14 protein-coding genes are annotated in these 16,435 nt (G+C 45.1%); 5 read left to right on the top strand and 9 right to left on the bottom strand.

Annotated features, from left to right (window positions below):
* Window positions 1-8: 8 nt before the first annotated feature.
* Window positions 9-908: a bifunctional methylenetetrahydrofolate dehydrogenase/methenyltetrahydrofolate cyclohydrolase FolD gene (folD, locus tag ACN0W5_RS15665; protein ID WP_417455020.1), complete on the top strand. Its 900-nt coding sequence runs from the start codon at window positions 9-11 to the stop codon at window positions 906-908.
* A gap of 123 nt (window positions 909-1,031) precedes the next feature.
* On the opposite strand, the gene ACN0W5_RS15660 is transcribed toward folD, so the two are convergent.
* From ACN0W5_RS15660 to ACN0W5_RS15640, 5 genes are all read right to left on the bottom strand, one after another.
* Window positions 1,032-1,316 carry a DUF3253 domain-containing protein gene (locus ACN0W5_RS15660; RefSeq protein ID WP_085901731.1) on the bottom strand — a complete coding sequence of 95 codons (285 nt, stop codon included), beginning with the start codon at window positions 1,314-1,316 and terminating at the stop codon, window positions 1,032-1,034.
* A 135-nt stretch (window positions 1,317-1,451) separates the two neighbouring features.
* On the bottom strand, window positions 1,452-2,231 hold the full coding sequence (gene tam, locus ACN0W5_RS15655) for a trans-aconitate 2-methyltransferase (protein ID WP_417455019.1): 780 nt from the start codon (window positions 2,229-2,231) through the stop codon (window positions 1,452-1,454).
* Window positions 2,232-2,299: 68 nt separating this feature from the next.
* Window positions 2,300-3,502, bottom strand: coding sequence for an argininosuccinate synthase (locus tag ACN0W5_RS15650; protein WP_417455018.1), 1,203 nt, complete (start codon window positions 3,500-3,502; stop codon window positions 2,300-2,302).
* 168 nt (window positions 3,503-3,670) lie between these two features.
* On the bottom strand, window positions 3,671-5,824 hold the full coding sequence (locus ACN0W5_RS15645; protein ID WP_417455017.1) for a pyridoxamine 5'-phosphate oxidase family protein: 2,154 nt from the start codon (window positions 5,822-5,824) through the stop codon (window positions 3,671-3,673).
* Between the two features lie 103 nt (window positions 5,825-5,927).
* On the bottom strand, window positions 5,928-6,542 hold the full coding sequence (locus ACN0W5_RS15640; protein ID WP_417455016.1) for a glutathione S-transferase family protein: 615 nt from the start codon (window positions 6,540-6,542) through the stop codon (window positions 5,928-5,930).
* Window positions 6,543-6,692: 150 nt separating this feature from the next.
* On the opposite strand from ACN0W5_RS15640, the gene ACN0W5_RS15635 reads away from it, so the two are divergent.
* Entirely contained in the window at window positions 6,693-7,595 is a 903-nt protein-coding gene (locus ACN0W5_RS15635; protein WP_417455015.1) for a LysR family transcriptional regulator, read from the top strand.
* Here the strand turns inward: ACN0W5_RS15635 and ACN0W5_RS15630 are convergent.
* Both ACN0W5_RS15630 and ACN0W5_RS15625 read right to left on the bottom strand, forming a co-directional pair.
* Window positions 7,592-8,959 (bottom strand): DUF3179 domain-containing protein, encoded by a 1,368-nt coding sequence (locus ACN0W5_RS15630; RefSeq protein ID WP_417455014.1) that lies wholly within the window; start codon window positions 8,957-8,959, stop codon window positions 7,592-7,594. The two genes, ACN0W5_RS15635 and ACN0W5_RS15630, sit on opposite strands and share 4 nt — an antisense overlap.
* A gap of 103 nt (window positions 8,960-9,062) precedes the next feature.
* The gene (locus ACN0W5_RS15625; protein WP_417455013.1) at window positions 9,063-10,439 is read right to left on the bottom strand and encodes an MFS transporter; all 1,377 of its coding nucleotides are present in this window, start codon (window positions 10,437-10,439) and stop codon (window positions 9,063-9,065) included.
* Window positions 10,440-10,718: 279 nt separating this feature from the next.
* On the opposite strand from ACN0W5_RS15625, the gene ACN0W5_RS15620 reads away from it, so the two are divergent.
* On the top strand, window positions 10,719-12,971 hold the full coding sequence (locus ACN0W5_RS15620) for a methyl-accepting chemotaxis protein (protein ID WP_417455012.1): 2,253 nt from the start codon (window positions 10,719-10,721) through the stop codon (window positions 12,969-12,971).
* Window positions 12,972-13,025: 54 nt separating this feature from the next.
* Here ACN0W5_RS15620 and ACN0W5_RS15615 read toward each other — a convergent pair whose 3' ends face one another.
* The gene (locus tag ACN0W5_RS15615; protein ID WP_417455011.1) at window positions 13,026-13,649 is read right to left on the bottom strand and encodes a LysE/ArgO family amino acid transporter; all 624 of its coding nucleotides are present in this window, start codon (window positions 13,647-13,649) and stop codon (window positions 13,026-13,028) included.
* 118 nt (window positions 13,650-13,767) lie between these two features.
* A complete protein-coding gene (locus ACN0W5_RS15610) occupies window positions 13,768-14,415 on the bottom strand; it encodes a glutathione S-transferase family protein (protein ID WP_417455010.1) in 648 nt (215 codons plus the stop codon).
* A gap of 206 nt (window positions 14,416-14,621) precedes the next feature.
* On the opposite strand from ACN0W5_RS15610, the gene ACN0W5_RS15605 reads away from it, so the two are divergent.
* Together ACN0W5_RS15605 and ACN0W5_RS15600 are read left to right on the top strand one after the other, a co-directional pair.
* Entirely contained in the window at window positions 14,622-15,518 is an 897-nt protein-coding gene (locus ACN0W5_RS15605) for a LysR family transcriptional regulator ArgP (RefSeq protein ID WP_417455009.1), read from the top strand.
* Between the two features lie 89 nt (window positions 15,519-15,607).
* Window positions 15,608-16,411, top strand: a complete 804-nt coding sequence (locus tag ACN0W5_RS15600) for a class I SAM-dependent methyltransferase (RefSeq protein WP_417455008.1) — start codon at window positions 15,608-15,610, stop codon at window positions 16,409-16,411.
* Window positions 16,412-16,435 lie beyond the last annotated feature (24 nt).

The raw sequence follows: 16,435 nt of genomic DNA, 5'->3' as shown, positions 1-16,435 counted from the left end.
GACCTATGATGTCCACTGCGACAATTATTGACGGTAAAAAGTTTTCCGCTACCCTTCGTGGCCGCATTGCAAAAGAAGTTACCCGCCTGAAAAACGATCATGGGCTAACACCCGGTCTTGCCGTTGTTCTGGTTGGTGAAGACCCTGCTAGTCAGGTTTATGTGCGCAGTAAAGGCAAACAGACCCTTGAAGCTGGCATGAATTCTTACGAACACAAGATGCCCGTTGAAACTACTCAGGAAGAGCTTTTGGCAAAAGTCGAAGAGCTCAACAACGATCCTGCTGTTCACGGTATCCTTGTTCAATTGCCTGTTCCCGATCATATTGATGATCACGCCATCATTAATGCCATTGATCCAAACAAAGACGTTGATGGTTTCCACGTTATCAATTCTGGTCGTTTGGCAACTGGCGCACGTGGCGCAAGCGCACCAATGATCCCTTGTACCCCGCTTGGTTCTATCATGTTGCTCAAAGATCACCTTGGTGACCTTTCTGGCAAAACAGCCGTCGTTGTTGGTCGTTCTAACATTGTCGGCAAACCAATGGCCCAACTTCTGCTACAAGAAAGCTGTACCGTGACCATCGCGCACAGTCGTACAAAAGACCTTCCAGACGTTGTGCGTCAGGCTGATATTGTGGTTGCCGCTGTTGGACGTCCTGAAATGGTTAAAGGCGACTGGATTAAACCGGGCGCAACCGTTATCGACGTTGGGATCAACCGCATTGAAGTTGAAGGTAAAAATAAACTGGTCGGTGATGTCGCGACAACAGAAGCCATGGAACATGCTGGCGCAATCACCCCGGTTCCAGGTGGCGTAGGCCCGATGACAATTGCTTGTCTTCTTGCCAACACACTGACGGCTGCAAGTCGCCAAAACGGACTAAAAGAGCCTAACCTCCTCTAAGATTTCGCTATGGAATTAGCCATAAAAAACCCCGGGCCTGAATCCTCAGTCCCGGGGTTTTTCTTATTATCGTCGTTGGCGCTAAAAAAAGCCAAGCAAGACACACAATTTTAATGCTTGCCCTTAAGCAATCACAAGCTTGAACAGCCCCTTGATCGGTGCCTTCGGGTCAGCCACTTCGCCTTTGCGAATAATATTGATCCGGCCTGTGCGTGCCAAGTGCAAAGCCTGCTGGCGAACGGCAGGTAAATATTTGCGCCAGGCATCCGGGCGATCTTCTTTCTTTGCACGAGGCTTGTAATAAGCGCGCGCAAGAGCATCCGGGCTAACGGCATTCTCAGCCCCGTAGAGTTCCCCAAGGATAAAAATCGCAATCGGGTCGTCAGTTTTTTTCTTCTCGTCGCTCATATCAATCTCTCATCATAAGAATGGCGCCTTCACTAACGTGAATCTCGCCCGGGGGCAATGACAATCTACACGATCCTCTGCCTAGCAGCTTTGCGGTGAAGGCATTGGATTAAACCATGAGGTTAAGATAGCTTATCAAAGTTTCTTTTGGACAACGATAAATAATCGCGGAAAAGTCAGTAGAACGCGGCCATCCTTCAACGGCTTATAAGCCTGTTTAATCTTGCTTAGATACTGTTCCAGATATGCAGTCCGTTCCTGATCATTTAAGGGATCCAAGAAAGGCCTGAGACCTGTTGATTTGAACCAATCCACAATGCCCTCCGCATCAACCAAAACATGCTCATAACTGGTCCGCCATATATCAATCACATCAGATTGATCCGCCACCCAATTATAATAATCCGCACAACGGCCAATAGTTTCGCGCGATTTCACCGCTTCTGAGAGCACCTCTGCCCATGGTCCTTCTGAAGCAGTCTCTCTCATCAAAGCATGAGTTGGCTCGGATAGGTTATCCGGCATTTGAACGGCGAGGATACCGCCCGGCTTAAGGCACTGCATCAAACGAGGAAACAAATCGCTATGCCCAGTTACCCACTGAAGCGAAGCATTGGCAAAAATAACGTCTGCTTTTTCCTGCGGATGCCAAGTTGCAATATCATCAAGGGAGAACTCTGCGTTAGGGAGTCTCTTTTTTGCCTCTTCCAGCATTTTCGGCGAAGAATCCACCCCAAGAATAGCAGCTGATGGGAACTTTCTCTGTAAAAGCTCTGTCGAATTGCCGGGACCACAGCCAAGATCAACAACCGTCTCAGGCTTATCAATACTTACCCTGTTCAGTAACTCATACGCAGGACGTGTCCTAAGATCCTCAAACTGAAGATATTGATCAGTGTTCCAGTCGTTTTTCAAAACATCTCTCCCAAAAACAAAAAGCCCCGCGATTGCAGGGCTTTTTTTATTCGAAATTTACAAAGAAATTATCTTTGCTTATTCAGTAGCTTCAACCGCAGAGCGTTCAGCTTGATAAAGCCTTCAGCGTCGCGTTGGTCATAAACCGTATCTTCTTCAAAGGTCACATGCTCTAAGCTATAGAGTGATTTTGCTGACTCACGTCCGGTAACGATTGCATTGCCTTTATAGAGAGACAAACGCACATTACCTTCTACATGTTCTTGCGATTTATCGATCATAGCCTGCAACATTTCACGCTCTGGACTAAACCAGAAACCGTTATAGATAAGCTCGGCATATTTCGGCATCAGCTCGTCTTTTAAGTGCATCGCGCCGCGGTCCAACGTAATGGATTCGATCGCGCGGTGTGCCGCAAGAAGGATTGTTCCACCCGGTGTTTCGTAGATACCACGAGATTTCATCCCGACAAAACGGCCTTCAACCAGATCAAGGCGTCCAATACCGTTTGCACCACCCAGCTCATTCAGCTTGGTAAGGATTTCAGCAGGGGACATTTTTTGACCATTGATTCCAACCGCATCACCTTTTTTGAATTCAATGATGACTTCAGTCGCTTCGTCCGGCGCATCCATTGGTGAAACAATGCGCTGATAAACATGTTCGCCCGGTGCGACCCACGGATCTTCCATTTCCTTACCTTCAGAGGAAGTATGTAGAAGGTTGGCATCAACAGAAAACGGCGCTTCGCCACGCTTGTCTTTTGCGATTGGAATTTGGTGCTTTTCGGCAAAATCAATCAACTTTGTACGGGATGTCAGGTCCCATTCGCGCCAAGGTGCGATAACCTTGATATCCGGGTTCAACGCGTAGCAGCTTAGCTCAAAACGAACCTGATCGTTTCCTTTACCCGTTGCACCATGGGCAACAGCATCTGCACCTGTTTCTTCAGCTATTTCAATCAAACGCTTGGAAATCAGCGGACGTGCGATTGACGTTCCCAAAAGGTAAACACCTTCGTAAACAGCGTTGGCACGGAACATTGGAAAGACAAAATCGCTGACAAATTCTTCACGCACATCTTCGATATAGATATCTTTAACGCCACAAGCTTCTGCTTTCTTACGGGCTGGCTCCAGCTCTTCACCTTGACCAAGATCCGCTGTGAAAGTCACGACTTCACAATTGTAAGTTTCCTGAAGCCATTTCAGGATTACCGAAGTATCAAGTCCGCCTGAATAGGCAAGTACGACTTTTTTGATATCGCCCATAAGAGTTCACGCCTCTGCAAATAGTGGCTATGCCGCAAGAAGGCATAAGTGCCGTTTGTTGGTAAATCTGCCGGGAGTATAGGTAAATCCTGATCCAGAGCAAGTATTGTCCGCAGAAATTACAGGGAAAAATACAATTATTTTACCTAAGCAAATTAGTCTATTTGCCTATAAATCCAATACGACTTCACTCTCATCATCAGAATAACCTGCTGGCTTTTGTGGCACGGCAGAACAAAGAAGAACCTCATCATCTGCAATTCCTGCTGAATACCCTTTCGGATAACTGACAGCACCAGACTTCAATTTCGTCACGCAAGCACCACAATTTCCTGATCGACAGGAAAAATCTGGAAAGATACCATTTTCTTCTGCCAACTGTAACAGGCTCCCTTTTTCAGGACTCCATTCTGCCACCTGATCTGAAGACGCAAACCGAACCATGACAGGTTCTTGAGGGAGGTCACTTTGGGCAGCCATTTCGAGACTGGCGCTACCTTCTTCCGAACCTATTTTTAACTCCGCAGAGGATTTAAGCACCGTCGAGGAACCAAAGGTTTCATAACGAATACGTTCCTCGCGCACGCCCAGTGTCCTCAAGGCTTCATAAACGGATTGCATAAATTTCTGAGGGCCACAGAGATAAAAATCGTAATCATCAAGGGACAGATGTTCCCGCAACAAATTCAGATCAATACGCCCTTGAACTTGAAACCCTTTACCCAAAACATCAGAGGATTCTGGCTGAGAATAGGTGTTATATACTTCAAAGCAGTCAAACCATGTCGCCAAGGCATTTGTATATTTTCCAAAGGCGTGCTCATTCCCGTTCCGCGTCCCATGGATGAAATGGATTTTACGCCCACGAGGGAACTTTTTCTCTTGCTCCAAAAGTGCTTCGGTTATGGCCATCATTGGCGTCACACCGACACCGCCAGAGAGAAGAACGACAGGACGCGTACTTTCTCTATCCAGATAAAAATCACCCCATGATCCTTGCGCTTCAATGATATCTCCGGGTTTCATACGATCGTGAAAGTATTTGGAAACCAATCCTGCTTCTTCACGTTTGATCGAAAGACGATAATAACGCCCGTTAAAAGCATTCGAAATTGTGTAGGTTCTTCTTACCTCTTGTTTTTCTCCCGTTAGCGTCTTGTTCGGGATATCAACCCGTATTGGTAAGTGTTGGCCGGGTTCATAGTCAGCCAGTGCCTTTTTATCTTCCGGGACCAGGTAAAAGGATGAAATGCTTTTGCTTTCTTTCTCTATTTTAGCGACCACATAGCGCCGCCATGCATTCCGATCCTTTAAAGTCGAGAGTATCTCTTCCGCTTCTTCCCAAGACCCCGTCAAATCAAGAAAAGGAGAATAGCTCTCAAAAGTCCAGGACATCGGTAGGCTCTTTTCAACAAGGCGTACCTCTTCCACCTTAATCTGCACCAATCGTTGAGCATCAGCAAAAGCCAGAACTTCTGGACCATCCCAGATGACTTCAGCCTGCCCGGTAATATAGAGAAGATCGCCAGTTTCGAAATCAGGAACCAGCAAACCAGCTTTCGGATAAACCTCTATGTTCCCAAAAGTATTAAAGTGGTTATTTCCCGGGAAATCAGGAAACAATAATGTCGTGTCATCAACAACCTTTAGAAAACCTGGTTTGCCGCCACGATGGGACACATCCACACCAAACCGATGATCACGATTATCCGGAAAATAAGCTGACGAGATAAAAAAAGTATCCGCTTTGCCAATGATGTTTTTAGCACTCTTACCCAAAACCTCAGAGTGTTTTCCTGATTTTTCTCCCAAAGTTTTTAGAGCTTCTAGTTCAGAATTTTCATCATAGGCGGGCGTACGCGCTTGTATATATTGTGGGCAATTGCCAAAGCTCTGATCAACGCCAACAGTAAAACCGTTTTTAGCCGTTCGCCCGCGCACCTTACCTGCCAGACGATTTCGACGCCGCGTATGGAATTCAATTCCTAAAAATCCTAACGGAGATCCGATTTCCACGTTTTCTGACAAGGGATCCCCCGATAAAGGTGCGTTATCAATAACCAGCGTTTCTCGATCAGGTGAAGTTATAAAGCCAGATTGACCAACAACCATTGATGCCCATGGGCGACCCTTTTGGTCCAATGATCCGACAATAATTTGTGGCAGATTTCCATAAAATTCACGGTGTTGGTCTGGTAAAAAATTGCGAACAAATTTAGGTGCGTAGTGATGAACATTCTCCAGGACACCCAAGCGTCGCTGAACCGCCAACTCTCCTTCGTGAAAAGGTGTTGTTTTGGGATCAAAAAAGGATGTGCTCATAACTGAACTCCTTATTCATTCTTATTTTTTTGAACGAATGGGCAAAATGGAGCGAGAACCCTGAATCATTCACTATTTTCAGAGTTCTCTCGCAAACCTTTAATTAAGCCACATCACTCAAAGGCGTTTTTTGCATGCCGACAAAGTTTGGCAAGGCTTCAATTCTTGAAATCCAAGCTTGGATGTTTGGGTAAGGATCAAGGGAAACACCACCTTCAGGGGCGTGAGCGATATAGGTATAAGCAGCAACATCCGCAATACTTACCTTCTCGCCAACCAAATAACTCTGCCCATCAAGAATCTTGTTCATTGTTTCAAAAAGCGCTGTCGCACGTGCTTTAGCAACATCGTGATCCAGATTTGCACCAAATACAGTTACCAACCGCGCCGAGGCAGGACCGGATGCAATCGGACCAGCTGCAATGGAAAGCCATCCCTGAATTGCAGCTTCGTCTTGCGCAGAACCCAAGCTCCAAGTCTCGCCCCCATATGTTCGGGCAAGATAAACAAGAATGCCATTGGAATCCCACAGGACGACACCGTTATCATCAAGGACAGGTACCTGTCCAAAGGGGTGCATTTTCAAAAATTCTGCGTCCTTATGCGCACCAGCCATCAAGTCCACATCTACCAAATCATGCTCAAGACCCAGCAGAGAAAGAAACAGTTCAATACGATGAGCATGACCGGAAAGTGCATGGCGATATAATTTAATCATCTTCTAATCCTTAGAGGCTTAAATCAAAAAAAGAGTCATTCGCTTGAGAAACGGAGTGTTATCCGCCCTCTTGAACATAAGATAATTCGCTAGATATTCATTTATTATCCATACATACTGGACATAATTATAAACAAAATAGATATAATAATGGACACACTTGAGAGTATGCGTGTTTTTACCGCAGTCGTAGAACACGGCAGTTTCACCGCAGCCTCAAAAAGCCTCGGTATCTCAACAATGCTCGCCAGCAAGCATGTAAAAAAGCTCGAGGAAAAGATAGAAGCACGCCTGCTTAACCGTACAACGCGCAAAGTAAGCGTCACAGAACTTGGACAAGCCTATTATGATCGATGCCTATTAATCATTGAGCAAACCGATGAATTGCATGACCTCGTAAGCGAGCAAACCGATACCATAAAAGGGCATCTTCGCATCACCGCCCCCAGAGTTCTGGGTGAAGAGATTGTTGTCGATTGTGCCAATGATTTTATGAAACTTCATCCCGCAGTCACTCTGGATTTACGATTGGAAGAAAGAACCGTAGATATCATCCAAGAAGGGATTGATGTCGCAGTAAGATTGGGTGCCCTCAACGATAGCAGCTTAATCGCCAGACACCTCGCTAAATACAAATATCTGCTTTGTGCAACACCGGGGTACCTAAAAGAACGAGGTACACCAACGCACCCTAATCAGTTAATTGATCACGATTGTATTCTTGGATCAACCATCAGTCCGACAAATCAATTGGACTTTATTGTCGACGGAAAAAAAACGGCGCTAACCATCAAACCACGTGCACGTGTAAACGCCGCACAACCCATAAGAAAAATGACTTTAGATAGCCACGGTATTGGTATGTGTTTAATTTCTACTGTTAGAAAAGACCTTGAAGAAGGCCGTCTAGTCCGGGTTCTTCAAGAGTTTGAAGCCTATGACAGAAGTGCCTATGTGATTTACCCACATCGGCGGCACCTTGCCCCGCGGGTGAAGGCCTTTGTTGATCATGTTGCCCTGCATTTCAAAAAATCAGACAAGGTTGAACACTAATCGGCAAAAGCTCCGGATCGACTATAGTTGTTCCAGGCAAACCAGTAGGAAATATGTCCCGGTAATCGTTCCAGTTGATGACCATCTTCAGAAATCAGTGCATCCTCGGTCACTTCCCAACTACCATTTTCACTTTTTAAATAACCTGCTTTTTGAACAAGAGAAAATACTTCATCATTTCCAGCATAAGCCCGCACTGTTCGGGTCTTTTCATTTCCGATCAGAATAATTTTTTGTTCACCAATCTTATCCTGAACCACTTGCCCACCACGGAATCTCGAAAGCGGCCAAGCCTGTTCTTTGCCCTGCAAACGCAAGACAAAAACATAAGATTTTGCGACATTTTCGCTTTGGTCTACCTGCGCCGGAAACATGAGTTCGGGCGAGGAAAAATACTCTCTATAGGCAACCCCTGATCCATAGTCTCTTCGGTATCCCGTATCGATATTCAGAATTCTTGTTTTTGGATGATGAGCCTTCCATTGTTCCCAGCGTGTAATCGTCACCGGTCTGGTTTTAAGCTCCAGATCTGTGCCCGTTAAAGTCCCCACGACAGGACGTCCTGTAAACTGATTCCACAGCGAATGTGTTCGTCTATCAAACATAAGCTTATTTGAGCGATAGAGAAAACCAGATGATCCGAATATCATCGGCTCTTTTCCGTCTCCCAAATCAGTTTCGTACAAAATACCCGACCCGCAAAGTGTACAGTAAGCCAAGGCAACGGGAACTCCCCCAATGACATCATTGAACATTTCATGCCAGTTCATAATGCGTAGCGGGTAAGCCCTGGTGTCGCCATTAATGGAAATGCCAAATACCAAATCATCATCGCGCATGTAGTCAGCTTTTTTCGCGGGGATCATTCCTGGATGATCCAGTGAGGGAATACCGTCTTTGTTTACGCCACCCCATGCTATTTCCTCTAAGCGGATTGAATGACGAACGCCCGGATAAAGAAAATCAGCAAAATTTGGATCGATGAGTTGTGTTACACGCGCTTTGAATACATCAAAACCGTCAAAAGGTTTAATCTCGGGGTGTTCTTCCTGCCAAAGCATCCAATCGTCCCAACTCTGATCCGGCTGCCCCGTCAAGGAAACCAGTGTAGATCTAAGTTGAGTGCTATTGGGTTGAAAACGAAGCGCTTGTATCAAAGCAGGAACGACATCTGTCTTTCCTCGTTGTTCGAAAATCGCAAGGTTTTTATCCCGATCTTCACGACTACCCACCAAAACCTGCAGGCTCTGTTCAACAAGAAGAGGGGGATGTTGAACACTTTGAGCCTGAAGGTGTAGTGGTAACACACAGAGGAACATAGACAACAATAGGGCAAAAGCCCTTCGTGTAGAAATAAAGACCATAATATCCTCGCGACCTTCGAACACTCTCAAGGTAAGCAGAGATCATTACGGGGTAAAAACACAGCGCGTCACAGTTCTGTGACGTCAACTTGAGCGAATTGAACTAATTCCTGTTAGGCCAAAGCTCATGATGGCTATCGATCACAAAGGTATGTTTGTGTACCTGTTTGGGGTGGTAATGCGGGTGGCGATGTGGTTCCGGCCCTTCCCATCCTTCGTGGTCGTGGTCGTGGTGTTCATCATGGGTGTGCAAATGTAGGTGTGATACTTCTGGATGTACATGAGTCAACACGGCACTATCTTTTGAAGGCCACACAATAATTGCGACGACCAGTCCACCAAACACACCAACAGCGCTGACAAGGAATGTTTCTGATAGTCCAAGATACAGGCCCAACCAACCAGCTGCCGGATAGGCAATAAGCCAGCAGGCATGGGATAACGCAAAGTGGCTGGAAAATAATGCGGGAAGATCCTGTTTATGGGCAGAGCGCTTCAACAATAAACCGCCCGGTGTTTGGATCAAGGAAGTCCCTGCCCCAATCAGGCACCAAACGACCAAAGCAAGGCTATAGGACAATTCCAAAGAGCCGACAACAAGCGTGATCAACAGGACCACAGCCCCTAAAAGCATAATGGATCTCGGTTCAAACTCATCGAGTATTTTCCGTAAGCTTAAAGCAACACACATCGAGCCCAGACCTGCTGCCCCAAGAAAAACAGCGACGTCACTTTCTGTACCATCAAGGACTTCACGCACGTAAACAATAGTATTCACGATGACCATGACACCCGCTGCTGAAACAACAAAACTCAATGCAAGCAACCCTCGTAACCGTGGTGTCGCCAGATAAATCCTTGTTCCTCTGGATACTTTGCGAAAGAAATTTCGCTCTTCTTCTGTTGGTTCAACTTTGGGCAGAACAATCGCAACCACAAGTAAGGCAGACGCCAAGAAACCAATGATCGTTCCTAAAAACAGCCAATGAAAACTCATAATCGATAATAACAGCCCTGCAAAAAGCGGGCTTAATAAGGCTTCGAGATCATAAGACAAACGAGATAAGGAGAGCGCTTTGGTAAAATCACTCTCTTTAGGCAAAACATCCGGGATGGTCGCCTGAAAGGTCGGAGTAAAGGCAGCAGAGAACGACTGAAACAAAAATACCAATAGATAAATTTCCCAGATTTCGGTCACAAACGGTAGAAAGATAACCATTCCTGCGCGGCATAAATCCAGGATAACTAAAAAACTCTTCCGCGGAATCTTATCTGCAAATGCCCCGACAACAGGCGCAATTCCCACATAGGCAACCATTTTAAGTGCCAGTGCTGTTCCCAAAACAGCACCCGCATTTTCCCCGGCCAAGTCATAGGCCAGAAGACCGAGTGCCACCGTTGTTAATCCGCTCCCCATAAGGGACAAAATCTGAGCGGTAAATAAAGTTCGGTAAGTCTTGTTTTTCAGAACACTGAGCATAATAAAAGTCTTACAGAATGATAAGCTACTCCCCAACGCTATCCCCCCATAGGGGATAAATCAAGGAGCCTTTCTCAAGAAAAAAACAATTTTATAAATTCTTTTACGTATTCGTTAAAGAATACAATATTCATAAGAAGCTGTATTAGTTTATCTTTTCACACTTTTTGAAGAAAAATAAAAAATTTCACCATCGTGACAAATTATTTACCTTTTGCACTTTAAGCTTCTGGTCAAAATTAAATAGAGCAGTAATTGTGCGGTTAAGGAGCAAGAGGTATGAACGTCCCAAATACTAATAATTCCCATGAAGAGGGCGTAAGGGAAGATAAAGTTGGCGACATGCCTAATACAGGTGAAACCAATACCATCGCAACAAATGACGATGTAAATAATCATAATCCGCTGGAAGCGCCTGAAACAACCCAGCTTTCGGAAGAAGCACCGCAAATAAAATTCGGTATTGGTAAGCGCCTGATTCTTTCTTTTGGTATTGTTGCCACCATGACAATTTTGGTGAGTTTCATTAGCTGGTACAACCTAACCAAGCTTTCCCAAACACAGGTCGCACTGACAGAAGAAACTGTTCCAGCCATAACCTCTGCACTGAAGTTATCTGAAGAAATATCAAGACTGGCTGCAACCGCACCCCTTTTAGAATCTGCATCAGACACAGCACTAAGGGATCAGAGATTTCTAGAATTACAAAGCTCTATTTTATCTGCTCAGGGGCATCTTTCGAGTTTAGGCGAACTAAATGTGAGCCAGGAAACAGTCAACAATATCCAAACAAGTCTGGGGGATATTGGACCAAAGATTGACGAACTTCGCGAATTGGGGAATGAAAAACAAACCTATGCCGTTCGCAGAGAAGAACTGGGCAAACAACTTTCATCTTACAGAGATCTCGTTGCCAAGGAAATTTCGCCTCACCTTATCAAAGTAAGACTTGCCGTCATTGACGGAGAAGGAGAACCACTCCAACTTTTCCAATTACAACAAGGCCTGTTGGACTTCAAAGGATCGACCAACCTTCTTATTGGCCTTCTTGCAGAGGGTGGACAGACGAATACACTGGAAGATATTGAAAAAATTGAACAGTTATTCCTGACATCTTTGGGATCAATGGCAACACCGCTTTCGAAGCTATCCCAAACCCAAAAGGTGGAGAAACTCTCAGAACTTTTCAAAAATCTCTTAACTCTTGGTAGTAAAGGGGATCTTCAGAATAACATCTTCGCGCTTCGCAGAGCTGAATTAACAGCGCAAAACAAGAGCAACGCGATTATGGAAGAAACAAGAAAAATCGCAGAGAATCTCTCGGGACAAATCAGCGAATTGGTCAATAATACGGAAGCTGGGATTGCTGTCACCGCAAAAGAAAACAAAGCATCATCCAAACGAACTGAAATCATTATGATTGTGATCGCCGCAGCTTCCCTGCTTGTATCAATTTTGATCGGATGGCTTTATGTTGCGCGTTCTTTGCTGAGACGGTTGATGGGCCTTGTTCAATCTATGGAACAAATTGCCAATGGCGATCTGACGATCAGCATCATGCGAAACGGAAATGATGAAATCAGTAAAATGGGTTTTGCTCTGGCCGAACTTCGTAACGTTTCAAGAGAAGCAGAAGCTTTGAAACAAGAGCAAGAGCTTAGCCAAGTGCGTTTAGAGGAAGAAAAACGCCTCAACGCAGAGAAGCTCGCTAATGATTTCGATGCTTCTGTTGGTTCTTCTATCAGTATTCTCTCTAGTAATGTCACCGTAATGCGGGATCAAGCCAAAGAAATGCAGAACTTGGCCGCGGGGTCACAAAAAGAAGCCCAGGAAATCAGTGGTGCAAGTGAAGCTATGTCCAATGACATTTCCACTGTTGCCGCCGCAACAGAAGAACTTTCGGCCTCAATTTCAGAGATTTCAAATCTCGTAAATAAATCAACGGACTGCTCACACAGTGCCGTCGAACGTGCCGCCACAATGAACGGTAATATTTCTCGCCTCAATGAAGGCTCGCAAGAGATCGAAAATGTCATCAGTATGATCAGTGGCATTGCAGAACAAACCAATCTTCTTGCTCTCAACGCGACCATTGAGGCTGCTCGCGCTGGCGAAGCAGGCAAAGGATTTGCCGTTGTTGCTGCCGAGGTCAAGAACCTCTCAAATCAGACTACATCAGCCACGGAAGATATTCGTTCTCTCATTGGCAACATTCAAAACGAGATAAGTAGTGCCGGCGGTGCGGCAGAACAAATTGATAACGTCATCAAAGAAATCAATGAAATCGCTGGCGGCATCTCAACGGCAGTAGAAGAACAAGGTGGCGCAACCCGAGAAATAAGTCAGACAGTCAACCAGTCCGCAAACAATTGCTCGGTCATTGCTGAACGTGTGCAAGAAGTTTCCACAGCCTTAAGCAAAACAAACCAATCTATGGAGCAGGTCATAAACGGTGTCCAGAAAATTGATGAGGAAAGTTCACTACTCACTGAAAATGTGGACCAATTCCTAAAATCAGTTCGCGGACAGTAATATCAAGACAAAACCAAGCCCCGGGTACGTTAGTGCTCGGGGCTTTTTCGTGTCTTATGACACAGCTTGCATCACCAGAGATATAGCAATAGTCCACATGACGATGCCAATAAAACTGTCCAGTATACGCCATGCTATCGGACGCTTGAATAAAGGAGCCAGCCACTGCGCCCCTAAGCTGAGCGAAAAGAACCAAACAAAAGAAGCAACAACAGCCCCCAGCCCAAACCATATTCTGGTCTCTGCAGGGTATTGCCCGCCAATGGAGCCCAATAAAACCACTGTATCCAAATAGATATGCGGATTAAGCAAACTAATGGCCAATGTTGTTAGTACGGCCTTGATAAGAGTGTCCGAACCTGTGCCCTGTTCTGCCATCAGCACAACAGGGTTTAAAGCTGACCTGAATGCTTTCAAGCCATATACAAAAAGAAAAAGAGCACCACCCCAAACAGCTAAATCAAGAAGCAAGGGGTTTGATGTGATCAACACCCCCATACCAGCCACGCCAATGGTGATTAGTAGCGCATCAATAAGGCTGCAGAGCCCCGCAATAAGATATTGATTATTTCGGCGAAGCCCTTGAGTAAGAACAAACGCATTCTGTGCCCCAATCGCGATAATCAACCCGGCACCAATTCCCATGCCTTTTAAAAAGGGTACAGCAATCCCGAACATTATCCCATTCCTATAAAACCAATTGAAGCCACTGAGTTCCATCCTCAGCGGCTTCAATTTATTCAATCACAAGAAACAAGTAATGCTAATAATTTTTATGTTACATAAGAATTACTAATTAAGCTTCATCTTCCTGCACGATCCAAGGTTCAGCCTTTCCTGCTTGTTCCCATTCCTGCCAGGCGGATAGATCTGTCATCGCTGAAGAATAGTGCTTAACGACGGGATCATCGCTCAACTGATACTTAGCAATACGGTTCACAACCGGGGCAAACATTGCATCAGCGTTACAAAATTCCCCAAACAGAAAAGGCCCCCCGGACTTTTCCAAACAATCGCGCCAGATATCAACGATACGTCGGACATCTTTATGAACACCATCAGAAACATTCATCGCTTCGTCCTTACGGCGCATGTTCATGGGACACTCAGCTCTTAAAGACATAAATCCCCCATGCATTTCATTTGAAATACACCGGGCTTTCGCTCGATCAGCTTGATCAGCAGGCCACAAACCTGCATCTGGAAATTTCTCTGCTAGGTATTCAAGTATCGCCAGAGATTCCCATACTGTCAGCTCACCGTCTATAAGAACCGGTACCTTTTTTGTCGGTGAAAAAGCCGCAAAATGTTTGTGCCCCGTCGATTCATCAAATTGAGAAAAAACCTCTTCAAATTCAATTCCTTTCACCTTTAAGGCAATCCAAGGGCGTAAGGACCAGGATGAATAGTTTTTATTAGCAATAATCAGCTTTAAATCTGACATAACAACCCCTTTGGATCAGTCGTGGAGCAAAGAAAACAAGATAGAAGAAGCACACTATGATCAATAAATCCTCCTTCTACTACCAACTATTCCACTTTTGGCAGCACTTATCTGAACTTTGTCATTTTTCAGTACACCTTTTCAGTCAGCTAAAACCTCTCTACAGTCGACCTAATGAAATAAGATAAATATTAGCAGAGCTAATTATGTTTGATTATCGACAACTTGCTGCACTCAATGCCATTCTCGAAGAAGGTAGTTTTGAGAAAGCTGCAAAAAAATTATTTATAACCCAATCTGCCGTTTCTCAACGTTTACGACAACTCGAAGACAGTCTGGGACAAACACTCGTTGTTCGCGGTACCCCGCTTACCGCAACGGTCTCTGGTCAACGCCTGCTCAAACACTATAAACAAGTCAGCCTGCTGGAAAACGAACTGGATACAGAGCTCAAAAACCAGAATAGTGAAGATTTCACCAGCCTCACGATCGGTTTGAATGCGGACTCTATCGGTACATGGTTCTTCGGGGCAGTTAAAAGCTTTGCTGAAGAAAATAAAATACTGTTGGAGCTCAAAGTTGATGATCAGGAACAAACCCATCACCTTTTACGAACTGGCGAAGTACTTGGCTGTATTAGTGGCAGTCCTCTTGCTGTTCAGGGATGCCGCTGCATCCCTCTGGGCCAGATGATTTATCAGCCTTTGGCCTCTCCTGATTTTGTAAAGCACTATGCGCCACGAGGCCTTACCAAGGACAACGCATCCAACACTCCCGTCGCTGTTTTTAATCGCAAAGATCCCTTACAGCACCGCTATTTGGAAAATAAATTCGGCATCACGGACTTCCCTCATCACCTTATTCCAGCCTGCGATGGTTTTGTTGATGCGCTAGTCAAAGGATTTGCCTATGGCCTTATTCCCAATCAACAGGGGCAACCTTACATTGATAGCGGTGATTTAGTTTCGATAGATCCCGATCATAAAATCCCGGCCCCTCTTTATTGGCACATCTGGAATTTACACACCGACATGATGAAGGGCCTGACAAAAGCATTGGTTTCAGAAGCAAAGCGTGTGCTCACACCGCTTCCGGATTGTTAAACTGTTTAGTTCTTGCGACTTGTCAGGATGTGGCTGCATTATCACCACAAATATTTTAAATAGCACCCAAAGAATAAAGCACAAAATCAATGCAAAATCGTAAATATTATACCGAAGCTAATCGTATTTCCTGGAACGAAGCTGCACCGCGGCACGAAAAGAGAAATCAGCAAAAGCTGTTACAAGACGTCACGCATACAGATTTCAATGCTTTGGAACCCGAGCTCACAGAAACTTTAAAGCGTATAGATATTCAGGGAAAACGGGTCGCTCAAATTTGCTGTAACAATGCAAAAGATTTGCTGTCTGTTATGAAGATGGGCGCAAGTTATGGCCTAGGTGTCGACGCAGCCTCGGCCTTTATCGAACAGGGAAATGAACTGATCACAACAGCACACTATCAAGACAAAATGGAATTGCTCGTCAGTGATGTCTACGACATTCCAGACCAGTATAAGGAACAGTTTGATGTCGTTTTAACCACCGTCGGCGTGATGAGCTGGATGCCTGATATCTCTGCCTTTTTTAAGGTCATTCACAGCCTGATTAAGCCCGGTGGACACTATGTCGTCGAAGAAATGCATCCTGTATTACTGATGTATGAAGCGGATGATCAGGGCGTATCAAGACCTCTTTATTCATACTTCAAGAAAGATCCTTGGAAAGATACTGACGGTTTGGATTATTTCGGACATGTTGAATACGAAGCAAGCCCAAGCTATAGCTTCCAACATAAGATGGATGACATCCTCATGGCGGGGATCAATCTGGGTATGAATTTGAAATATATTCGGGAAATTGATCGGGATATTTCAAATTTCTGTATGGATCTAGAGCATCAAGAAGCGAAGCCACCACTTGGCTTTAATATGATCATGCAAAAGCAAAGGTAACGTCTTGTCCCAATGATCCTAATA

It is taken from the genome of Kiloniella sp. (genome assembly GCF_048270245.1).
GTDB lineage: Bacteria > Pseudomonadota > Alphaproteobacteria > Kiloniellales > Kiloniellaceae > Kiloniella.
The sequence above is the reverse complement of the archived record's forward strand: the minus strand, read 5'-3'. Positions and strand labels throughout refer to the sequence as shown.